This window comes from Amycolatopsis sp. 2-15 (assembly GCF_030285625.1).
Lineage (GTDB): Bacteria > Actinomycetota > Actinomycetes > Mycobacteriales > Pseudonocardiaceae > Amycolatopsis > Amycolatopsis carbonis.
Genome location: NZ_CP127294.1, coordinates 1497887 through 1519401, shown reverse-complemented (window position 1 = coordinate 1519401; position 21515 = coordinate 1497887). Strand labels below are relative to the sequence as shown.

Sequence of the window (21515 nt, the reverse complement as noted above, 5' to 3'; positions counted from 1 at the left end):
GGTTCCGTCGCGCTGTGCCTATACTCGTCTGCGAATACTCGTGGACGAGGAAGTGGTGACGGTGAAGCGCCGCAAGGTCGGGAACATGCTGGGGCTGGCCGTGCTGTCGGCTCTGGTCGAGCGGCCGATGCACCCCTACGAAATGGCCTCCGTGCTGCGTGAACGCGGCAAGGACACCGACATGAAGATCAAGTGGGGCTCGCTCTACACGGTCGTCGGCAACCTGGAGAAGCACGGCTTCGTCGCCACCGTCGAGAGCGTCCGCGACGGCGCGCGGCCCGAGCGCACGATCTACCGCCTCACCGACGCCGGCCGCGCCGAGCTGGAGGACTGGGTGGCCGAGCTGCTCGCCGAGCCGGACCTCGAGCCGACGAAGTTCCAGGCGGGGCTGTCGATCATGGCTTCGCTCGGGCCGGACGAGGTGGCGGACCTGCTGACGAAGCGGCTCACCGCGCTGGAAAAGCGCCTCGCCGAACGGGCGGCGGTACTCGAAGCTTCGCGCGCCGAGGTGCCACGGCTGTTCCTCGTGGAAGGCGAATACGAGCTGGTGCTGCTGCGCGCCGAGATCGACTGGGTGCGCGGCCTCCGAGACGACCTGGCCACGAGCGCGCTGCCGGGCGTCGCCGAGTGGCGGCACTACCGCGAGACCGGCGAGCTGCCGGAAGACTTGACCGCTTTCGCCGAAGGCGGCCAGGAGTAGAAAAGCCGGCCCCGGAGGCAGTGCTGGCACACCGCCACCGGGACCGGGGAAACCCTCGAACCGATTCCGCGGCAGCGGATCCGATCCTCAGGCTGCGATCACAGGATACGGGCCCGCACTCGCCGGAGCGGTTCGGCCGACCCACCGAACTGGAGTGCGACGATGACGAACACCGAGGTCAAACGGCGCCGGACCAAGCTCGTGCCGGAGATGGAAGGACCGGTCGCGCGGGCGTACGCGCGCGGTCGCGGGACCGCGCCGCAGCTGGCGTTCTACCGCTCGTCGGCGGCGGAGCTGGCCAAGCAGCTGCCTAGCGGCTCCGATGTGCTGGAGGTGGCGCCCGGGCCCGGGTTCCACGCGGTCGAGCTGGCGCGGCTCGGCTTCGCGGTCACGGGGCTCGACGTGAGCCGCACGTTCGTGTCCCTGGCGAGCCAGTACGCGCGGGAGCAGGGGGTCGCGGCGGAGTTCGTGCACGGCGACGTCGCGGCGATGCCGTTCGCGGACGAGTCGTTCGATTTCCTGATCACGCAGGCGGCGTTCAAGAACTTCGCCGACCCGGTCGACGCGCTCGACGAGATGTGGCGCGTGCTGCGGCCGGGCGGGGTGGCGCTGGTGCAGGACCTGCGCAAGACGGCGACGCCGGAGGACATCGCGAACGAGGTGGCCGGGATGAAGCTCGGGCCGGTGGGTGCGTTCACGACAAAGTGGACACTCGGGCAGCTGCGCAAGCGCGCGTACACGCCGGAGCAGTTCGAGACGTTGGCGCGTGAGAGCCGCTTCGGCTCCTGCCGCATCACCACCGACGGCATCGGGCTGGAAGCCCGGCTGACGAAGCCGTGACGCACGGGCGGTCTGGACCACACGCGTGGTCCAGACCGCCCGGGACGATCAGCGCGGGGCCATGCGCAGCGCGCCGTCCATGCGGACGACTTCGCCGTTGAGGTAGTCGTGGTCGATCAGCGAAAGGGCGAGCTGCGCGTACTCGTCCGGGCGCGCCAGGCGCTTGGGGAACGGCACGCCGGCGGCGAGGCTCGCGCGGAACTCGTCGCTCACGGTGGCGAGCATCGGGGTGTCGACGATGCCCGGCGCGATCGTCAGCACGCGGATGCCCTGCGACGCGAGGTCGCGCGCGGCCGGCAGCGTGAGGCCGACGACGCCGCCCTTCGAAGACGAGTAGGCGACCTGGCCGATCTGGCCGTCGTAGGCCGCGACGGAGGCGGTGTTGATGATGACGCCGCGGGCGTCGTCGGTCAGCGGCTCGGTCTTGGCGATGGCCTCGGCGGCGATGGTGAGCACGTTGAAAGTGCCGATGAGGTTGATCTGCACGACCTTCGCGTAGAGCGCGAGGTCGTGGCGGCCCTTCTTCGACAGGATGCGAGCCGAGGGGCCGATGCCGGCGCAGTTGACGACCGTGCGCAGCGGCGCGCCGGAGCCGGCGGCGGTGTCCACGGCGGCCTGGACCTGGTCGGGGTCGGTGACGTCGGCTTCGACGTAGGTGACGCCGTCGACCTGTTCCGCCTTCTCGATCGACGCGGCGAGGTCGAGCGCGAAGACGCGCGCGCCCTTGGCGGCCAGCGCCTTGGCGGTGGCGCCGCCGAGGCCGGAAGCACCACCCGTGACGAGCGCTGCGGTGTCGGTGATCTGCATCTTCAGCCTTTCTGCTGCTCGTGGTGCGGCCCTGCACCGTAGCGACAGGTTAACGTTCGTTCGCACCGGCGCCGGGTGTGCTGCCTCACGCGGGCCCGTTCTTCACTTCTCGCGTGGAGTATTCGGCGTCGCCCACTTCCGTTAGCGCCCGCTTCAACTCGGAATGTCACCTTCGGCATCATGAGCGCAGCTCGGATCGTGGTGGTGGGGACGGGGTACGTCGGATTGACCACGGGGGCATGTCTCGCGAGCCTGGGGCATCGCGTCACCTGCGTGGACGTGGACGAGGCGAAGGTCTCTCGCCTCTCCGCCGGCAGAGTGGACATTCTCGAACCGGGACTGGCCGAACTGGTCACCGGTGGCATCACGGGCGGGCGGCTGTCGTTCGTCGTCGGCGCGCGGAAAGCCGTGCAGGAGGCGGACGGTGTCTTCCTCTGCGTGCCCACGCCGATGGGCGCGGGCGGCTCCGCCGACCTGCGTGCGGTGGAGGCGGTGACCGCCGAGATCGGCGACGTGCTGCCCGCCGGCTGCGCGTTGATCACCAAGTCGACCGTGCCCGTGGGCACCTCCAAGCGCATCCACGCGATGCTCGGCCGCGAAGACGTCCCGATCGTGTCCAACCCGGAGTTCCTGCGGGAAGGCACCGCGGTTTCCGACTTCTTGAACCCCGACCGCATCGTGGTCGGCTCGGACACCCCCGGCGCGGCGCGCTGGGTCGGTGACCTTTACGCGGACCTCGGGGCGCCGGTCGTCGTCGCCGACGCGGCGAGCGCGGAGCTCGTGAAGTACGCGGCCAACTGTTTCCTCGCGCTGAAACTGTCCTATGTGAACTCGATCGCCGAGCTGTGCGAGCGCCTCGGCGCCGACATCGACCTCGTGACCGAAGGCATGGGCTACGACCGGCGCATCGGCCGCGCGTTCCTCAAGCCCGGCCCGGGCTGGGGCGGCTCGTGCCTGCCCAAGGACACCAGCGCGCTGGTGAAGGTCGCGGAGTCGGTGAACTACGACTTCCGCATGCTCACCTCGGCCATCGACGAGAACATCGCCCAGCGCGACCGCATCGTCGCGAAGATCGCCGGCGCCTGTGGCGGCACCCTCGCCGGCGCGCGGATCGGCGTGCTGGGCCTGGCGTTCAAGGCCGGCACCAACGACCTGCGCGACTCGCCCGCCCTCGCCGTCTCCTCGGTGCTCGGCGCGCTGGGCGCGGAGATCACGGCCTACGACCCGGCGGTCGACAGCGCGATCGACGGCATGACCGTGGTCGACGACCCGTACCAGGTCGCGAAGGACGCCGACGTGATCGTGGTCCTCACCGAGTGGGCCGAGTTCAAGCACCTCGACTGGACGATCATGGCCGACGCCATGGAGGGCGACGACGTCGTCGACACCCGCAACCTCCTCGACCCCCGCACGGTCATCGACGCCGGCCTGTCGTGGCAGGGCGTCGGCCGTCCGCGCGCGGCGGGGCGAAAGCGCGTGACGGTTTCCTAGTACTGGCTTACGATCACGGACGCGGCATCGCGTGTCGGTCATCGGCTGGGTGAGACATGGAGGTGCCGGGATGCCTTCTGGAGGCATTGTTCGTGTCCGTTTCCGTTGAGCTCAACCATTTGATCGTGCCGTCCCGGGACAACCGGGAGTCCGCCGAGTTCCTCGCCCGCTTGCTGGGTCTCGAAGTGGGCGAGGAATGGGGGCCGTTCATCCCTGTCGAAACCGGCAACGGGGTCCGGCTGGACTTCGCGACGGTCCCGCCACAGGACCTTCGGCTGCAGCACTACTGTTTCCTGATCCCCGAGGACGACTTCGACGCGTTTTTCGCGCGGCTGAAGGAAACCGGCGTGACTTACCACGCCGACCCGGCCCGCGAGCAGGTCGGCGAGATCAACCACAACCACGGCGGCCGCGGGGTCTACTTCCTCGACCCGGGCGGCAATGGCATGGAAGTGATCACGCAACCCTACGAGCCGGATCGGCTTCGCCCGGCCAGCTGGTGACCGTCGCCGGATCCCGCACGTCACCAGGAGTGCGGGATCCGGCCACCTGCACCAGCACCGCGCCCGCGAGCAACACGACCGCGCCGATCAGCTGCGTCGCGCCGAGGGTTTCGCCGAGCCACAACCACGCCAGCCCCGCGGCGACGAGCGGTTCCACCAGCGCCAGCACACTCGCCAGCGCCGAGGGCAGATCGCGCAACGCGCGCAGCCCGGCCAGGTAGGGCAGCACTGTGCCGGCCACGGCCAGCACGAGCAGCGCCAGCCACACGGGCACGTGCAGGCTCCCGAGCGTTGCGGTGGAGGTGACCGCCGCCGGTGACACTGTCCAAGGTGGACTGACCGCGCCCACCACCACGGCGCCGATCGCCAGCCCCACGGCGGTGAGTCCCACCGAATCGTGCCGGCCCGCGCCGCGTTCGCCGAGCAGGAAGTAGCCGGCCGAGCACACGGCCGCGCCGACTCCGGCGGCGATGCCGAGCGCGTCGAGCCGGCCGCCCTGCCAGATCTGCGCGACGAGCGCGAGCCCCGCCACGCCGAGTGCAGTCCCGACCCACACCAGCGCCGGCAGCCGCTCGCGCCGCACCACTCGCACCCAGAGTGCGACCAACGCGGGCGCCAGGTTCACCAGCACCATCGCCACCCCGACCGGCACGCGGTCCACGGCCACGAAAAAACACAGCTGCACCCCGGCCACGCCGAGCACGCCGTAGCCGAGCACCAGCCATCCGTCGGACCTCCGGAAGCGCAACGCCCACGGCCGCACCAGCGCGACGCCCGGCACCAGCACCACCGCCGCCAGCGCGATCCGGACGGCCGTCACCGCGGCGGGCGACCACCCCGTGGCCATCACGGCCTTCGCGACCGGCCCGGACGCGGCGAACAGTACCCACGACGTGAGGCTCAATCCTGTCGCTCGTCCTCGCCCGGCCATGACCGCAGTGTCGCCGCCCGCCCCGGGCGCCGACGAACGATTTTCCAGCGGCGCGAAATTCACCCGACGGAAAACGCGGTCCCCGGACGACGATGTGGGTGTGACGGAACCGCGGGTGAGACCGGACCCGGCTTTCGCGCTGCTCGGGCTGTACGAGTCCGCGCTGCCGGAGGTCTACGGGTACCTGCTCGCGCGCTGCGGCGACCGCGTGCTGGCCGAGGAGCTGACGTCGGAGACGTTCCTGGGCGCCGTGGCCGCGTGCCGCAAGGGCGGTGCGCCGCCGGTGAGCACCGGGTGGCTGATCGGGGTGGCGCGGCACAAGCTGGCCGACCACTGGCGCCGCAAGGCCCGGGAGGAACGCGGGCTGCGGCTGGTGCACGAGCCCGACGCCCACGACCCGTGGGACACCGAGCTCGACGCGTTGCGCGCGCGCCAGGTGCTCGAATCGCTCGGCGCGCACCACCAGGCCGTGCTCACGCTGCGGTACGTCGACGGCCTGCCGGTCGGTGAAGTCGCCGCCTGCCTGGGCCGCACGGTGAACGCCACGGAGGCGTTGCTGACCCGCGCGAAGGCCGCGTTCCGCCACAGCTACGAGGAGAAAGGGGGCTGCGATGACTGAGCCGTTCGACGCGCTCGCACTGCCCCCGACGCCGGTCGACCCGGACCCGGCGTTCGCCAGGGAGCTGCGGGACAACCTGCGGCGCCTCATCCTGAACGGAGCCGAAATGACCACCACCGAAACCCCTGCCGACGCCGCCGTGCGCGCCCTCGCGCCCTACCTCGTCGTCACCGATGCCCGAGCCGCGCTGGACTTCTACGTGGAGGTCTTCGGCGCGCGCCGCCGGTCCGACCCGATCGTGATGGACGACGGCCGCGTCGGGCACGCCGAGCTGGCCATCGGCGACAGCGTGCTGATGCTCGCCGAGGAGTTCCCCGAGCTGGGCAACGTCGTCGCGCCCGAGGGCGGGCCGCTGATCCGCGTGGAGGTGCCCGACGTCCGCGAGTCGGCCCGCCGCGCTGTCGAGCTGGGCGGCGAGCTGCTGCAACCGGTCAGGGACAGCGGTTACGGGCTCGGTGGCACGATCAAGGACCCGTACGGCCAGCGCTGGCTCGTCGCGCAGGCCGGCCAGACGACCAAGCACGCGGCGAAGCCCACTCGCCACGGCGAGGCCATGTACTTCACGTTCCAGGTGCCTGACGGCGAAGTCGCGAAGGCGTTCTACGGCGGCGTCGTCGGCTGGCAGTTCTCGCCCGGTTCCGTGCCGGACGCGTGGGGCTTCGAAGGCCCAGGCCTGCAGGGCGGGCTGTGGGGCGGCCCGGGCCGGCAGGTCGGCTGGAAGCTGATGTACGCGGTGGACGACCTGGAAGCGGCTCTCGCCCGCGTCCGCGACCACGGCGGCACGGCCGGTGAGGTGGAGCACCACCCGTACGGGACGACTGCCGACTGCGTCGACGACCAGGGCATCGAGTTCTGGCTCTGGGAACAGCCACACGAGTGAGAAACCCCATGACCCCGGCGGCTGCCGCGCCGCCGGGGCGCACACTCGAACCATGGCCGGGCACTGGACTCCGTGCAACGAAGCTGAGCTGACCGCGGGCTGGCGGCTGTGGCTGGAGCTGGGCTCCTGCACGTGGCCGGGGCCGGAGTGGGACGGCACGCCCGCCGAGGCCGTGACCGGGCTGACGCGGTTGTTCTCGACGTGCAACGAGATCCTCGAGTCCTACCGCCGCAGCGGCGGCCCCGACAGCGCCGGGATCATCGGCCTGGTGCGCTCGATGTTCCTCGCCGCCAACTGGACCCTCGATCTCTGGCGCGACGACACGGCACCGCTGGATGCCGAGCGCGCCGCGTTGCTGCACGGCGACCTCGCGGGCTTCGCCGAACACGCCGAGGCCGTCCGAACGCTGCTCGCCCGGGGCGGTGGCTGGTCGTCGCTCCCGGGCTGAGCCGTCACCGAGGGTCCGGCAGCTTCCGCGCCAGCACCACCACGAGCAGCGCCACCGCGGCCAGTAGCCCCATGACCAGCACGAACGCCCCCTCGTACCCCATCGAGCTCGTGCTCAAGCCCGCGAACAGGCTGCCGAATACGGCCACCCCGAGGGCCAGCGACGTCTGCTGCGTCGTGGTCATCACGCCGCCGCCGATGCCGGCGAGGTCGTGGGGCACGCGGGACAGGACGATGCGGAACAGTGTGGTCATGGCCAGGCCGTTGCCGATCCCGATGAGGACCATGGCGGGCGCCAGCTCCCACAGCGTGAGGCCGGGCCACGCCCACAGTGCCGAGCCGGCCAGCACGAGCAGGCCGAGCGCCGCGATCAGGCCGCCGGCGAGCACCACCTTCTGGCCGAGGCGCGCGACAAGGTGGCTGCTGACCAGCGACGTCACGAAGTAGGCCACGGCCATCGGCGTGAGTACGAGCCCCGAGCCGAGCGGGCCGAGGTGCAGACCGTCCTGCAGGGTCACGGCGTAGACGAACATGAAGGACCCGAAGCCGCAGAAGAACGGCACCGCGGCAACGAGGCCGTGGCGCACGTTGGCCGTGCGCAGCAGCGCCGGCGGCAGCAGCGGCATCCCGCCGCGCGACTCCAGCCGTTTCTCGACGCGGGCGAAGCCCAGCGCGGCGAACGGGAACAGCACCAGGAGCACGATGGTCCACCACGGCCAGCCCAGAGCAGAGCCTTCCATCAGTGGCACGAGCAGCGTCAGGAGCGACGCGGCCAGCAGCGCGGTGCCCCAGCGGTCGACGCCGAGCGGGTTCTCCGCGCGGCTGTCGGGCACCGTGCGGCGCGCCACCAGCAGCCCGATGATGCCGATCGGCACGTTGACCAGGAAGATCGGCCGCCAGCTCGTGCCCCACAGGTCGGCGGCGACCAAAGCGCCGCCCAGCAGCTGGCCGACGACGGTCGCGATGCCGCCCATCGCGCCGTAGGAGCCGAGCGCGCGCGAGCGGTGTTCGCCGGTGGTGCCGGCCTGGATGATCGAGAGCACCTGCGGCAGCAGCATCGCCGCCGCTGCCCCTTGCGCGGCGCGGGCGAGCACCAGCGTCAACGCATCGGGCGCGAGGCCGCAGACCAACGAGGTCAGCGTGAACAGGGCGAGCCCCAGCAGGAACAGCCGGCGGCGGCCGAACGCGTCGCCGAGCCGGCCGCCGAGGACCAGCAGCACGGCGTACGCGATGCCGTACGCGGCCACCACCAGCTCCAACGTCGCGGTGGACGCGTGCAGATCGGTATCGATGGTGGGGAGGGCGACGTTGACGATGAAGAAGTCGATGACCGGCAGTGCCGCCCCCAGCAACACGGTGGCCAGGCCGGCTGAGGTGAGCGCCGGCCTGGCGGTCACGCCGGTGGGGTGCACCGGCGTGGTGGTTGTCGTCGTCATGACTACCACGCTCCGGCGCTTTCGAACCTGGTACCAGGTGTGCTCCTATCCTGGTAGTGGGACTACCTGGTACCAGGCAACGCGCTGTGCTGAACTGGGAACATGACCACCGCTGTCGAAGAACGCCTCCGCCGCGGCGAGCTCGGCGCGTTCCTGCGCAGCCGCCGTGCGCGCATCACGCCGGAGCAGGTCGGCCTGCCCCTCGGCGGTCGCCGCCGCACGCCTGGCCTGCGGCGCGAAGAGGTCGCGCAGCTCGCCGGCGTCGGGGTCACCTGGTACACGTGGCTGGAGCAGGGCCGCGACATCAACGCGTCCGAGCAGGTGCTCGGCGCGATTTCGCGGACGCTGCGGCTCGACCCGCACGAGCACTCGCACCTGTTCACCCTCGCCGGCGCGCCCGAACCGCCGGCCGCCGGCGAGTGCAACGCCATCACGCCCTCGATGCGCAAGATGATGACCCAGCTCGAGCCCTTCCCCGTCGCGGTCCGCAACGCGCGCTGCGACCTGCTCGGCTACAACCGCGCGTACGCATGGTTGATGGGCGGCGTCGACTCCATCCCGTTCGAAGACCGCAACACGCTGGTCCAGTGCCTGCTCAACGCGGACTGGCGCAGCCGGATGCTCGACTGGGAGCAGAACGTCCCCCGTGTCGTCGCTTCCTTCCGCGCGGCGATGGCCGAGCACGTGGCCGAACCGTCGTGGAAAGCGCTGGTCAAGCGGCTGAAAGCGGAGTCTCCGCTGTTCGAGCAGCTGTGGAACCGCCACGACGTGAACTCCGAGCCGATCCGCACCAAGTGCTACGACCACCCCGAGGTCGGGCTGCTGAAGTTCAACTTCACCTACCTGTACTCGGGTCGCCGCTCCGAGATCACCGTGTCCACCTACACGCCGGCCGACGAGCAGACCGCCGCGAAGCTGCCGGCTTCGTTCGACTGATACGACGCCCGACGTAGTCGTCGTGCCGCTTCCGGACGGACGCGCGAAGCCGTCGTGAGCGGTAGTTTTCTGCACCATGCAGGACTGGTGGCGGGCGCGGAACCCGTGGTTCGGACGCGTGTTCCGGACCTTCGTGGTGCTCGTGTTCACGCTCGGCGCCACGAGCGCGGCCGGCCGCTGGCAGCCGGGCGCCCACCCGCTGAGCGCCGCCGGCGCCGCGTGGCTGGTCGCGACCGTGCTGACGCTGCTGGTCGTCCACCGCTTCCCGCTGCCGGTTTTCGTGGTCACGGCCGCGTCGGCGTACGCGTTCTACGCCTCGGCCGAGCCCGGTGGGCCGATCATCCTGGTGCCGACGATCGCGTTGTTCATGCTCACCCGGCGTAGTGGTCCGGTGGTCGCGGGCTGGACCGGCGCCGGCGTGCTCGTCGCCGGGTACGCGGCCCACGTGATCGCCACGCGGTCGTTCGCGATCGCCCCCTCGGCCGGGGTGTTCGTGGTGTGGCTGGCGGCGGTCATCGGCATCGGCACCGCCGTGCGCTACCAGTTCGCGGCCCTGGCGGCGCGGCGCGAGCAGGCCGTGGAGCACCGCCACCGCCTCGCCGAGCAGGAGCGGCTGCAGATCGCGCGCGAGGTGCACGACGTCGTGGCCCACAGCCTCGCGATGATCAACGTGCAGGCCGGCGTCGCCGCCCACGTCGCCGACCGGCGGCCCGAGCAGGCGAAAGAGGCGCTGCTGAACATCAAGGCGGCCAGCGCGTCGGCGCTCAACGACCTGCGCGCGACGCTCGCGGTCCTGCGTTCGGGTGAGGACAAGGCGCCTGCGCCGAGCCTTGCGCAGCTGGGTGAGCTGCTCGACCACGCGCGGTCCGCGGGCCTCGAAGTGCGGCTGCGCGGAGACGCGGGTGACGTGCCCGCGCCGGTGGCCGGCGCGACTTACCGGATCCTGCAGGAGTCGCTCACCAACGTCGTCCGCCACGCCGAAGGCGCGCAACACGTCGACGTCCACTTCGACCGGCGCCCAGGCGCCCTCACACTCACCGTCCGCGACGACGGCCGCGCCACCACCGCACCCACACCCGGCCACGGCCTGCGTGGCATGAACGAACGCGCGGCCGCCCTCGGCGGCACCGTCCAGGCCGGCCTGGTCAGTGCCACCGGCGGCGGTTTCGAAGTCCGGGCCGAGCTGCCCGTGAAGGGGGAAGAATGACGATCACGGTGGTGCTGGCCGACGACCAGGCCCTGGTCCGCGCGGGGTTCCGCGTGCTGCTGGAGACCGAAGACGGCTTCGACGTCGTCGGCGAGGCAGGCGACGGCGCACAAGCCGTCGCGCTGGCGGCCGAACACAAACCGGACATCGTGGTGATGGACGTTCGCATGCCCGGCACCGACGGCCTCGAAGCCACTCGCCGCATCACCGCCGACCCGGCGCTGGCCGACGTGAAGGTGCTGGTCCTGACCACCTTCGACGTCGACGAGTACGTCTACGAGGCCCTGCGCTCGGGCGCGAGCGGCTTCCTGCTCAAGGACACCGAGCCGGTGGAGCTGCTGCGCGCGTTGCGTGTGGTCGCCGCGGGCGAGGCGCTGCTGGCTCCGACGGTGACGCGCCGGCTGATCTCGGAGTTCGTCGGCCGCCCCGAACACCGCCGCATCGACACGGCCGCGGTGAAGGAGATCACCGACCGCGAACGCGAGGTCCTCGGCCTCGTCGCCGGCGGCCTTTCCAACGACGAAATCGCCGCCCAGCTGGTCATTTCCACCGCCACGGCCCGCACCCACGTCAGCCGGATCATGACGAAGATCGGCGCCCGCGACCGCGCGCAGCTGGTGGTCCTGGCCTACGAATCGGGCCTCGTCACCGCGCGACGGCACTAGCTCGGCAGCTAGCCCGAAGGTGTGAGTTACGCCGTGTCGGTGAACGTCGTCCCACGTTCGGACGCCTTACCGACAGAGCATCGCCTCACTCAGCGATGTGTTCGGCGGAAGGAGCTCCCATGGCGTGGGAGATCGTCGTGGTCGCCGCGCTGGCCGTGATCTTCCTGGTCAGACTGGTGCTGCAGCTCAAGCGGGGCTGACGGGCGCCGCCGTGGCGTGCTGTGGCGGGCGCGGGGCTCGGCCGTGCGGTCGGAGCCCGACTCCTGCGCGAGCGGGGGCCGAGGCTGCGGTTGCGACTGGGGCTGCGGCCGGCGGAGTGGGACCGCTCGCGGCGTGATCACGGTCTGCTCCGCGTCGGTCGGCGGAGGCGGCTTCGGAGCACGCTGCGGCGGAGTCGGCGGCGGCTTGGGCACGCCCTTGGTCGGCGGGGGCGGCAGACTGCCGTTCAACGAGCCGGAGACGGAACCCGCCGGCGCGTCACCCGCCAGGTGTCGAGGCCGGTCGACCTTCGGGATCTCGATCGTGATCTCGCTGGTGACCTGGATCGGCGCCGGCTTCTCACGCCGGTACGAGAGCTTGCGCGCCAGCGCGTGGCTCGGCCGCTCGACGAACCGGTAGCTCACCTCGACCACGCCGAACACCGCCGGAATCACGATCAGCAACGCGATCGGCAGCGGCACCGCCGGGCGCAGCAGCTGCAGCAGCACGAACGACACCAGCATGTGCAGCAGGTAGATCGAGTAGCTGCGCTCGGACACGACGGTCCAGAACTTCCGCTGCTTGAGTTTCGGCTCCGCCATCATGCCCAGCAGGAACAGCACCACGGCGAACGCCATCGACAGGTTGTAGGCCGTGTCCACACGGCCGACGTCGATGATGTCGCCGAGCACGTACAGACTCCACGCCAGACCACCGAATACGGCACCGGCCCACAGCGGAATTTTCTTCGACGTGGTGGCCCAGATGACCTGGCCGATGATCATGATCGGCAGGTACGACACGTTCACCGCGAACAGGAAGTATCCGGCGCCGAGCTGCCTGCCGCTCAGCATCACCACGAAGATGAACGTGATCTCGACAGCGATGGCCAGCCACACCCACCGGCGCAGCACCGGGAGCAACAGCATCAGGATGACGTAGAACAGGACCTCGACGATCATCGTCCACGCCACCGGCACCAGGACGACCTGCGGGTTGATCAGGTAGTTGACCAGCAGGGAGTTGGTGACCACGGTCAGCGGCGTCAGCTGCTGCGACTGTCCCGGCGTCGCGGGCGGATGCAGGTGCACCAAGATCAGCAGCGCGGTGAGCAGCACCACGAACACCATCGGCGCGTACACCCGGATCAGCCGGTTCACCGCGAACCGCCTGCTGCCCTGCCGCAGCGCGATCGGGGTGACCACGAAACCGCTGACCAGGAAGAAGAACGGAACCGCGATCTCCCCGATGCCCTGTGTCGACATGTGCATCGGATCGCTGGTGAGCGCCTCGATGAAGTCGATGTACGGCGCGTGCTCGCCCTTGGCCTTCACCCAAGGATGTGCGATGTGGCTGTAGAAGACCAGCAGCGCACCGAGCCCGCGGCCGATGTCGATGAAGACGATCCGGGTCTTCTTCGCCGGTTCGGTGGGCGTGACTGCGGCCAACGCCCACCCCCCAGCTGGTCGAACCGACTTAGTCCGTAAGGAGTGTAACTAAGAAGCACCGAGTGGTTTCCACGGATGGAAATTCACCCAGCAAAGGAGGGTTCGGGTCGGAGCCACAGCGTCACGAAGTCCTTTTCGTTACGCCGGGCGGTGCGAATCAGCTCCCGGTCACCCTGTGGGTAGGTGACCGGCCCTTCGTCGCCGACCTCGATCGGCTGGTAGCCCAGCTCGCGGTAGCGGGTGAGTACCGCATGCGGATCGTCCCCGAGTTCCTCGATGGCGCTCGGGCAGAACTCGCACACGATGTGCGGGCGGTCGCGGCGCAGCACCTCGTCCAGTCCGGCGAGCGCCCGGTGGTCGCGGCCCTGCAGGTCGACTTTGATCAGGGTGATCTGCTGCTCGCGCACCTCGGGCACCTCGCCGAGCCGGACCGCGGGCACCTCGATACCCGGCCCGTCCTCGCTTACCCGGTTGTCGCCGCTGTTGTCAGCTTCCGGATGGGTGAGTCGCACGGTGCCGGCGTGGTCCCAGGCGGCCACCGGCAGCACTGTGGTCAGCGCTACCGCGGCGGCGGGCAGGTTCACCTCGAGGTTGCGGCGCAGGTACTGGGCGTTGAGGGGGTCGGCCTCGACGGCGATCACGCGGCTGACGTCCGGACAGGACCGCATCAGCCGCAGCGTGTGGTAACCGACGTGCGCGCCGATGTCGAGGATGGCGCCGGGATGCCGGGTCACCAACTCGCACATGAGCTCGGCCTCGCTGTTCTCCCAGGACCGGTGGAACCGGATCCACGGGAGCATGACCTCGTCGACCGGCATCAGCAGCGCGCCCACGTCGCTGACCACGACCTCGGCGTCGCGCGGGATCGGAACGTGCGAGAGCCGGGCGGCGTCGCGAAGCGCACCCAGGTCGACGGAAACGCGCTGGATTGCCTCTTCGTCCTGGTCGAGCCGTTGGTCGCGGGCCGAGAAGTCGGCGTGCACGCTCGCCGTGACCGACTCCAGCTCGCCGGTGAAGCTCTCCGACATCTTGCTGACGTCGGCCTCGATGTTGCGCACCGCCAGATCGAGGCCCGGCGTCTGGTCGCGCAGCTCCTCGACCGAAGTCTCCAGCGCCCGCAGCCGGCCCTCGACCGAGGTCTTGAGGGTGTGCAGCTTGTCGTCGAAGCGGCGGCTCAGCTCCGCGGCACGCTGCGCGTCGTCGAGGCGCGCCTCCACGGACTCCAGGCGGGCCAGCAACCTGCTGGTGGTCTCCTCCGTGGCGTCGCGGAGCTCGCCCATGACCCGGCGTTGATGCACGTCGTAGTGGTCGATGGCACGCAGCACGGCCTTGCGCATCGCGGGCGCGAGCGGCGTCCTCGAGGGCGCCGCCGGCTCCGGCCGCCAGTGCAGCGCTTCTGCGGCCTTGCGCACCGGGGTCAGCGGGTGCTCGGGCTCCTGCGGCCGGTACGCCTGGCGCGAACGCCAGATTTCGTAGGCGCCGCGCAGCTCGCGGCGCATCCACTCGGCGGCGGCCGCCATGGACCGCGTGCGCAGCACCTGCTGGCGCGCCTTCCGGCCGCGCCGCTCGGCCTCGTCCGGATCGTCGGCGACCTCGCGCATGGCGGCCGCGGCCGCCTCGATGTCCGGATCCGCCCAGAGGGTGTCCGGCTCGTACGGGTCGTTGCCCTTGCCCACCGGGACCAGCCGGTAGGGCACCGGCCAGCCGGTGGTCGAGTCGAGGAACTCGGTGGTGCTGGAGTAGTCCGTCGAGATGACCGGCATGGCGCGTGCCATCGCCTCGGCCACGGTCAGCCCGAAACCCTCGCCCCGGTGCAGCGACACGTAGCACGTGCTGCGGTCGTAGAGGTCGTGCAGTTCGGCCACCGACAGGTAACGCTCGATCAGTTCGATCCTCGGATCGCCCGCTGCCGCCGCGCGCAGCCGCTCCGCCTCGAACGGGCGCTGCTTGGCGTTGATCGTCTTGATGGTCAGCCGCACGTCGTCGCGGCCGGGGAAGGCCTGCTGGAACGCCTTGATCGTGCCCCACGGGTTCTTGCGCTGCGCGATGCTGTTGAAGTCGAACGCGAACAGGAACCGGACCGGCTCACCGGCCTCGCGGGCGGGGCGGGAGGGTTCACCGGGATCGCGCACCGGAACCGGCACGGTCTTGACCGGGATCGGCGAGTGCTTGGCGATCACGGTGCGGCAGAAGTCGCTGACCGTCCACACTTCGTCGACCAGCCCGAACGCCTCGTGCATCGAGGCGGGGAAATCCTCGGTCTCCCACGCCCACAGGCCGATCCGGTAGCGGTCGTGCCCGACCTCGGGATGCGTGCCGAGCAGCACCCTCGTCTGGTCGGCGTTGACGGCGAGCACGCTCACCGGGAACCGTGGGTCACCGAGGCTGTCCGGCTGATCGAGACCGGTGCGGTTCAGGATGCGTTCCTCGACGACCGACGCGATCGGCACCTCGGCGGTCTCGATCGCCTCGTGCACGATCCGGCCCATCTCGCCGACACCCAGCTCGGCGGTCAGATAGCCGAGCAGGTTGACGCCGAACTCGTCCACCGGCGCCCGGGCGGCCACCGGATGACCCGGCAGCGCCCACTCGGCGAGTTCGCCCTCGTTGATGCCGGAGGTCACGCACCACGCGCGGAACTTCTCGGAGTCTTCACCGGTCGGATGCGGGAAGGCGATTCGAAGATCGACCCGGGAATCCCAGACGGCGAGCGCCGCCCGATTCAACCCGGACGCCGCTTGCGCCGAGTCCTCAGCGCCGGCCAGCCACTCGCGCAGGGCGCGACCGCCGTCTTCGCCGTAGGCGTGCGGTGGGAGGCGCTTGTTCTTGCGCTCGGCCTTGATCCAGGCCTCGCGGAACACGCGCCGGGCCAGCCTGGGCAGCGGCGTGCCGTCCCCGAACCCGGCGAAACCGTAGGGCACCGCTTCCAGCGTCTCGGCGTAACCCGCCTCGCGCAGCGCCGCACCGTAGGCGTCGCACAGCTCGCGCAGTTCAGGGTTGGCCGAGAGCAGCACGCGCGGTTCGCGTGCGCAGTAGTAGGTCAGCAGCCACGGCGTCTCGGGCCGGTAACCGCTGAAATGGAAGAACCGCAGCTTCGCCCCGCCCGCGGTCAGCTCGCCGTTGTCCTCGCGGTTGACCGGGCGGTCGTGCAGGTTCCAGTACGCGACGTTGAAACCCGGGTCGGCGAGCACGTGGTGGTCGAAGAGCGCGGGCACGTTGTCCACCCAGCGCTGGTCGGTGAACAGCTGCTGCTCCGGCGCCACGATCGCGTCGTGCCGCAGTCGCTGCGCCCAGAAATCGAGGAAGTCGCCAGAGCCGGGGCCGACCCCGATGAAGCCGAGATTGAAGATCCCGGCGCCCATGATGACGGCCTCGTCGGGCTCCATCCCATCGCGCGGCAGCGGGGACAGCACGTGCGGGGTGAGCACGATGCCGTGCTCCATCGCGAGCTCCGCGATCTCCGGCATCGGCGCGAAGACCCTGATGTCCGGATCGAGGTAGATCGCGACGTCGTACTCGCGGCGCAGCTCGCGCAGCAGATAGGGCTTGACCGAGGTGGCCAGCTCGGTGACCGAGTACGCCGTAGCCATGCGCAGGTAGTCGTCCCGGTCGATGCCGAACGCGTCCTGCCCGACGACCCGGTACCCGTCACGCTCGTCCTCGTGGCCGTCGATGACCGCGATGACGAAGTCGTTTTCGGGGTGCTGCGCCAGGTAGGACCTGGCCAGGACCCGGGCCGCGGGCAGGTAGTTGCGCGCGACGATCGTGCACGCGGTGACTGTGCGCGCGTCACCCATTGCTCGGTAGCGCCTTCAGCTGAGCAGCGAGGATCGTGTCGAAGTTCGTCTTCGCGGTCTGCAGGCTCCCCGGAGCGGTCACCTCGATCCGGACCACCACGTTGCCGTGCGAGTAGTGGCCACGGATCTGCGCGGGGGAGCTGTCCTTCGCGTCGACCGAGGTGACGAACACGCCGTCCGGAGCGTCGGTGACGCGGGTGGCGTCGTTGCGGATTTGCGTGGCCAGCAGCTTGCTCGTCGCGTTCTGCGCCGCGGCCGGGCTGCCGACCTTGGTCAACATGAGGATCGCCCGGGCCCCGCCGCCGAGGTCGTGCACCACGAACTTCACGTCGCCGGCCTTCGCGGCCTCGTACGTCGACAGCTCGTCGGAGGTGAGGTAATTCAGCGCCGGGATCTGCGTGAAGCTCTTGATGCTGTCGTACTTCTCCGCGGAGCCCGGAATGTCGGCGACCGCCATCCCGTCCGGCGGCTTCGGCGCGCTGGAGGGCGCCTGCTGCGTCGGCTGGGCGGTGGGCTGCTCGTTGCCGCCCCCGCTGTCGCGGCCCCAGAGCCAGTAGGCGCCGAACGCGATCGCGGCCAGCACGACCACGGCGCCGACGATCGCGCCGACCTTCTTGCCGTTGCCCGACTTGGGCTTGTCGGCGAAGAACTCGGGGCCTTGTCGGAAGGAGTCGTTTCCGGTGGGGCCGAGCGGCGGCAGGTCGCCACCGCCCCACGGCGGGCTCTGGTCACCCTCGGGCGCGTTCCACGGCTGCTGCTGCGGGAAACCGCCGGCCGGGGAAGCCGGCTGCTGGAACCCACCGGGCGGGGAGTACTGCGCCTGCGGCGGCTGCTGCTGGGGCTGCACGTACTCGGTGCGCGCGGGGTCGGCGTGCTGCTGCATCTGCCAGGACTGCACGGCCTGGGTGCGCTCCGCGCTCGGGTCACCGGCGGGCTGCTGCGGCGCGGCCGGGGGCTGCTGCTGCGGGGCCGGCTGCTGCTGGGGCATGCCCTGCGGCGGGCTGACCGGCGTGATGATCTGCGTCGAGTCCGCGCTCGGGGCGGCCTGCTGCGGCGCCGGCTGATCCTGCTGGCCGACGGCCGAGGACAGCACCTGGTCGCGCCGAATCCGGTAGTCGTCCGCGGACAGTCGCCCTGACGCGAGCTCCTCGTCCAGCCGCCGCAGCTCCTCCTGCCAGGACACCAGGGCCCCCCTTATCTGTCGGCAAGGCGACGATCAGTGCGCCACCGCGACCCGATGTGTGTGACGACGTGGACATTGTGCACGGCTGTGACCCCGCGCGACCCCGCGGGTCGACTTCCGTGGCCGGGGCTCGCGTCAGCGGGCGGGCAGGGCCGCCGCGACCTTCGTGCGGATCTGTTCGATCCGCGACCGGAGCACCACCGCGTCGTCCGTGAGCGGCTGCGACACGCCGATGCCGATCGCCACCGGACCGGAGGTGTACCAGAACGCGAGCACGCGTCCGGCCGGGCTGCTGCCGGAGTAGAGCAGGTCCGTCGGCGCGGGTCCGAGCGGTGTGCTGCCGAAGCCACCGGCCGTGAGGTTCTGCTTCAGCCCCTTCACGAGCTGCGCGGCCTGCACGGGCGAGGGCGTCGGCACGGCGAGCAGGATCGTGCCGTTGTCGGTGTGCGTGGTGTCGGCGTACGCGTGGTAGACGAGCTCGGTCGCGGTGGCGCCCTTCATCAGGTCCGCGTCGGCCTGCGACACGACCTTCAGCTGCACGGCCTTGTCCGGCGACATCGTCGAGTTGTCGGGGCTCGGCCTGCCGGCCAGCGCCGGCAGCTTGTCCTCCAGCGCGGCCGACGGGTCCTGGCCGCCGGTGGCCGAGGGAACCGGCGGCGGCGAGACGGTGTCGGTGCTGTCACTCTGGTCCGGCCGGTTGCCGATGTACCAGATCCCGCCGACGACCAGCGCCAGCACGACCAGCACTCCGAGCGACAGGAACAGCCACGTCGGCTTCTTCTTGCGCGGCGGCGCTTCCTCCCAGAGGCGGCGCAGCTCGGGCGTTTGCTGCCGGCCCAGGTCACCCGTGTCGCCGCTGACGGGCAGGTAGCCGGTCGGTCTCGTGTCGGCCGGGCTCGGCGCGGTCGCGAACGACGGCTCACCGTCCTTCGGGCTCCACCGCGGCTTCCGGGTCAGCGACGACCGCGGCGGCCGCTGCGGCTTGGCCTTCTTCTTGTCCTGCTTGTCCGGCTCGGGCTGCGGCTCCGCGGGCACCGGCTCGGTGACCTGCTGCTGGACGGGGTGCCAGACCGGCTGGGGCTGGGGTTGCTGAGTCTGGGGTTGCTGGGTTTGGGGTTGCTGCGGCTGGATCGCCGGATTGGCGCTGGCCCACGTGTTCGCCGTACTCGGAGTGGCCGGCGCGATCGGCGTGGTCGGTGCCCAGCCCGGCTGGGGTTGCTTCCACGAAACCGGCTCGGCGTTCCACGTCCCCGCGGCCGGGCTCGGCTCCGTGACCTGGGCCGGGAGCTCACCCGCGCCCGCCCGCAACGGCGACGCCACCGGCGAGGCCGCGCCCCCACCCGACGCCTCCGCGAGCAGCTCCTCGCGCCGGTGTCGGTGCTCGGCGTGCCCGATCCGGCCCGCGGCCAGGTCGGAGTCCAGCCGCCGAAGCTCTTCCTGCCAGCTCATCGCCATCCCTCTGCCACTGGTCGGGGCCGTAGTTTTTCATGCACCCGGACCTGCGGGGGTACCGGTTTGTCGACTCGTGATCGATTCGTCGGCGAGATCATTTCGCGCCAGTCGCGTGGCGTCCAGGGTCCAGGGCTGTCCGTAGGATCGGTGTATGTCCTCGAACCGCGGTGAGGTCCCCGCCGACACCGCGACAGTGCGCTGGGAACGGCTCGGCGAAACGCTGGGCGCGATGGTGCGCGGTGAGACGCCGGTCGGCGCCGCCAGCCGCAGCGTGCGCGAGCAGTCGGAACGGCTCGGGTCACCCGAGGTCTTGCGCGACCTCCAGCGGTGGATCGCGATGCTCGACTCCTGGATTCCCACCGATGTCACCCCCGTCAGCTTCTGCGAGGACCAGATCCTGCAGCAGGCCCGTGAACTTCTCGCCGGAACCTGGCCGCCCGTCACCCGTTGAGCGGCAAAAACTGTCGTACACATGTTCTAAAATTGGCCGTGTCCAGGGGAGATGCCGCTCGCCAGTTTGTCACGCACTGTGTAACGCAATGCGTGACGGGGGCGGCATCGGCGAAGAGTTCGGACCGGAAGGCGGCTGTCCCATGGCCTACATCACCCTGCCCACGTTCGTCGGCTACAGCGCGAGCACGGGTCCCACGCGGTCGTCGTTCGTGCGGCGCCAGCGGCGGCTGTACGAGGACCCGGCGCGGGCGGCGTTCAACTACTACCGGCGGGCGGCCAACGCGGTGCGGGCCGGGCGCGCGGCGCGGCAGGACGAGGTGGCGATGCGTTCGCTGGTCCACCACGCCGACGACCGCACGCGGCCGCACTACTCGGCCATCGCCGAGGGCTGGTTGCGCTACCTGGGCCGGCGCGACCCGAAGCTGATCGAGGTCGGGCGGGCGCGCGTGCCACTGGGGGAGCTGGAAGTGGGCCTCAGCCCGCAGCTGGGCCTGCGCAAGAGCAACGGCCGGCGCTACGCGACTTGGCTCTACTTCAAGGAGGAACCGCTCACTCGCGACGTCGCGCAGCTCGCGCTGTGGCTGCTCACCCAGGGCATGTCCGATCTCCTGCCGGGCGGAGAGGCGCTGGTCGTCGACGTGCGGCGCGCGAAGGAGTTCACGCTCACGGCGCGCGACCGCGAGCGGCTGCGGCCGTGGGCGTTCAGCGAGGCGTCGGCGTTCATGACCCTGTGGGAAGCCGCGTGAGGTGACGGTCGGTGACCGGGCGCTCCGGCTGCGCTCGGTCACCGATCCCCAGGCCACGGGCCCGGGACACACCCACTCGGGTGACGCATTTGGCACTGGGCGGCTGTGGACTGGACAATCTCGCCCCCGGACACGAAGCTTTCGTCAGTTTTGAGCCGGCCGATGACTTCGAGGTCGATAAGTGAACGCAGCAGCCTGGGAGCCGCTCTCCAGAGTGGCCGACGAGCCCGCCTGGTACTGGGTCTACAACAAGCTCGGCTTCTGGCCGAGCACCTTCGCGCACGACTGGCCCGGCTTCCGCGAGCCCGCGCCGTCGCGCACGTGGGACCTGTCGGCGGGTGACTTCGACCGCGCGTCGGCGGAGTTCCGGCTGGGGCCGTACGCGGTGGAGGAGCCCGACGTCGCGCGGATCGTGCTGGCGGCGCTGAAGGAGAGCGTGCGCCAGGATGAGTGGCTGTGGGTGCTGCACTGGCAGCACCAGTCGTTCAAGTTCTGGCCGCACCGCATGCTCGAGGGCGCGGCGTGGCCGGTGCCCGTGTTCCCGCGCGGCGACTACCACCTGTTCCTCGCCGAGGACTTCAGCTTCGGCACGCTCGGGCACCCGTGGGAACGCACGTTGTGCGCGTTCGGCGATCGGCTGCTGCCTGCCGTGGAGAAGCACGGTGAGGGTGTGCTGACCAAGGTCCTGCGCCGCGACGGCCGCCCGAGCGCCCTGGCGCGCTGACCGCCCGTCCCGCCTGGGGAACCGCCCGTCGCGGCGGGCCGACCGGCGCATC

The 21515-nt window shown here is 70.7% G+C and carries 20 protein-coding genes; 13 read left to right on the top strand and 7 right to left on the bottom strand.

Annotation, left to right across the window (positions count from 1 at the left end; all coding sequences use genetic code 11):
- Positions 1-40: 40 nt before the first annotated feature.
- Together QRX50_RS07540 and QRX50_RS07535 are read left to right on the top strand one after the other, a co-directional pair.
- Complete coding sequence (locus QRX50_RS07540) at positions 41-700, top strand: PadR family transcriptional regulator (RefSeq protein ID WP_434533246.1); 660 nt, start codon at positions 41-43, stop codon at positions 698-700.
- A 162-nt stretch (positions 701-862) separates the two neighbouring features.
- Positions 863-1540, top strand: coding sequence for a class I SAM-dependent methyltransferase (locus QRX50_RS07535; RefSeq protein WP_285971238.1), 678 nt, complete (start codon positions 863-865; stop codon positions 1538-1540).
- A 48-nt stretch (positions 1541-1588) separates the two neighbouring features.
- Here QRX50_RS07535 and QRX50_RS07530 read toward each other — a convergent pair whose 3' ends face one another.
- Positions 1589-2347: an SDR family NAD(P)-dependent oxidoreductase gene (locus QRX50_RS07530; protein WP_285971237.1), complete on the bottom strand. Its 759-nt coding sequence runs from the start codon at positions 2345-2347 to the stop codon at positions 1589-1591.
- A 180-nt stretch (positions 2348-2527) separates the two neighbouring features.
- Here QRX50_RS07530 and QRX50_RS07525 point away from each other — a divergent pair, with 180 nt between their 5' ends.
- Both QRX50_RS07525 and QRX50_RS07520 read left to right on the top strand, forming a co-directional pair.
- A complete protein-coding gene (locus tag QRX50_RS07525; RefSeq protein WP_285971236.1) occupies positions 2528-3838 on the top strand; it encodes a UDP-glucose dehydrogenase family protein in 1311 nt (436 codons plus the stop codon).
- Positions 3839-3930: 92 nt separating this feature from the next.
- Positions 3931-4341: a VOC family protein gene (locus tag QRX50_RS07520; protein WP_285971235.1), complete on the top strand. Its 411-nt coding sequence runs from the start codon at positions 3931-3933 to the stop codon at positions 4339-4341.
- Here QRX50_RS07520 and QRX50_RS07515 read toward each other — a convergent pair.
- Positions 4295-5272: an EamA family transporter gene (locus QRX50_RS07515; RefSeq protein ID WP_434533245.1), complete on the bottom strand. Its 978-nt coding sequence runs from the start codon at positions 5270-5272 to the stop codon at positions 4295-4297. The two genes, QRX50_RS07520 and QRX50_RS07515, sit on opposite strands and share 47 nt — an antisense overlap.
- Before the next feature lie 100 nt (positions 5273-5372).
- Between QRX50_RS07515 and QRX50_RS07510 the strand changes: the two genes are divergently transcribed.
- From QRX50_RS07510 to QRX50_RS07500, 3 genes are read left to right on the top strand one after another with little or no spacing between them, the layout of a single operon-like run.
- A complete protein-coding gene (locus QRX50_RS07510) occupies positions 5373-5891 on the top strand; it encodes an RNA polymerase sigma factor (protein WP_285971233.1) in 519 nt (172 codons plus the stop codon).
- Entirely contained in the window at positions 5884-6771 is an 888-nt protein-coding gene (locus QRX50_RS07505; RefSeq protein ID WP_285971232.1) for a VOC family protein, read from the top strand. The genes QRX50_RS07510 and QRX50_RS07505 overlap by 8 nt, the downstream gene beginning before the upstream one ends.
- 52 nt (positions 6772-6823) lie before the next feature.
- The gene (locus tag QRX50_RS07500; RefSeq protein WP_285971231.1) at positions 6824-7219 is read left to right on the top strand and encodes a hypothetical protein; all 396 of its coding nucleotides are present in this window, start codon (positions 6824-6826) and stop codon (positions 7217-7219) included.
- Between the two features lie 4 nt (positions 7220-7223).
- Here QRX50_RS07500 and QRX50_RS07495 read toward each other — a convergent pair whose 3' ends face one another.
- The gene (locus QRX50_RS07495; RefSeq protein ID WP_285971230.1) at positions 7224-8654 is read right to left on the bottom strand and encodes an MFS transporter; all 1431 of its coding nucleotides are present in this window, start codon (positions 8652-8654) and stop codon (positions 7224-7226) included.
- A 102-nt stretch (positions 8655-8756) separates the two neighbouring features.
- On the opposite strand from QRX50_RS07495, the gene QRX50_RS07490 reads away from it, so the two are divergent.
- From QRX50_RS07490 to QRX50_RS07480, 3 genes are all read left to right on the top strand, one after another.
- Complete coding sequence (locus tag QRX50_RS07490; RefSeq protein WP_285971229.1) at positions 8757-9590, top strand: helix-turn-helix transcriptional regulator; 834 nt, start codon at positions 8757-8759, stop codon at positions 9588-9590.
- Between the two features lie 76 nt (positions 9591-9666).
- On the top strand, positions 9667-10797 hold the full coding sequence (locus tag QRX50_RS07485; RefSeq protein ID WP_285971228.1) for a sensor histidine kinase: 1131 nt from the start codon (positions 9667-9669) through the stop codon (positions 10795-10797).
- Positions 10794-11462, top strand: a complete 669-nt coding sequence (locus QRX50_RS07480) for a response regulator (protein WP_285971227.1) — start codon at positions 10794-10796, stop codon at positions 11460-11462. The genes QRX50_RS07485 and QRX50_RS07480 overlap by 4 nt, the downstream gene beginning before the upstream one ends.
- An 89-nt stretch (positions 11463-11551) precedes the next feature.
- On the opposite strand, the gene QRX50_RS07475 is transcribed toward QRX50_RS07480, so the two are convergent.
- The 4 genes from QRX50_RS07475 to QRX50_RS07460 all read right to left on the bottom strand — a co-directional run bounded on the left by QRX50_RS07475 (position 11552) and on the right by QRX50_RS07460 (position 19537).
- Positions 11552-13108 (bottom strand): acyltransferase family protein, encoded by a 1557-nt coding sequence (locus tag QRX50_RS07475; RefSeq protein WP_285971226.1) that lies wholly within the window; start codon positions 13106-13108, stop codon positions 11552-11554.
- Between the two features lie 83 nt (positions 13109-13191).
- Positions 13192-16905 carry an FkbM family methyltransferase gene (locus QRX50_RS07470; protein ID WP_285971225.1) on the bottom strand — a complete coding sequence of 1238 codons (3714 nt, stop codon included), beginning with the start codon at positions 16903-16905 and terminating at the stop codon, positions 13192-13194.
- Positions 16898-18088 (bottom strand): hypothetical protein, encoded by a 1191-nt coding sequence (locus QRX50_RS07465; protein ID WP_285971224.1) that lies wholly within the window; start codon positions 18086-18088, stop codon positions 16898-16900. The genes QRX50_RS07470 and QRX50_RS07465 overlap by 8 nt, the downstream gene beginning before the upstream one ends.
- 135 nt (positions 18089-18223) lie before the next feature.
- Positions 18224-19537 carry a hypothetical protein gene (locus tag QRX50_RS07460; RefSeq protein WP_285971223.1) on the bottom strand — a complete coding sequence of 438 codons (1314 nt, stop codon included), beginning with the start codon at positions 19535-19537 and terminating at the stop codon, positions 18224-18226.
- A 154-nt stretch (positions 19538-19691) separates the two neighbouring features.
- Between QRX50_RS07460 and QRX50_RS07455 the strand changes: the two genes are divergently transcribed.
- The 3 genes from QRX50_RS07455 to QRX50_RS07445 all read left to right on the top strand — a co-directional run bounded on the left by QRX50_RS07455 (position 19692) and on the right by QRX50_RS07445 (position 21463).
- Positions 19692-19991 (top strand): hypothetical protein, encoded by a 300-nt coding sequence (locus QRX50_RS07455; protein WP_285971222.1) that lies wholly within the window; start codon positions 19692-19694, stop codon positions 19989-19991.
- Positions 19992-20079: 88 nt separating this feature from the next.
- Positions 20080-20739 carry a hypothetical protein gene (locus tag QRX50_RS07450; RefSeq protein ID WP_285971221.1) on the top strand — a complete coding sequence of 220 codons (660 nt, stop codon included), beginning with the start codon at positions 20080-20082 and terminating at the stop codon, positions 20737-20739.
- Positions 20740-20920: 181 nt separating this feature from the next.
- Positions 20921-21463 carry a DUF2716 domain-containing protein gene (locus QRX50_RS07445; protein WP_285971220.1) on the top strand — a complete coding sequence of 181 codons (543 nt, stop codon included), beginning with the start codon at positions 20921-20923 and terminating at the stop codon, positions 21461-21463.
- The last annotated feature ends 52 nt before the right edge of the window (positions 21464-21515 follow it).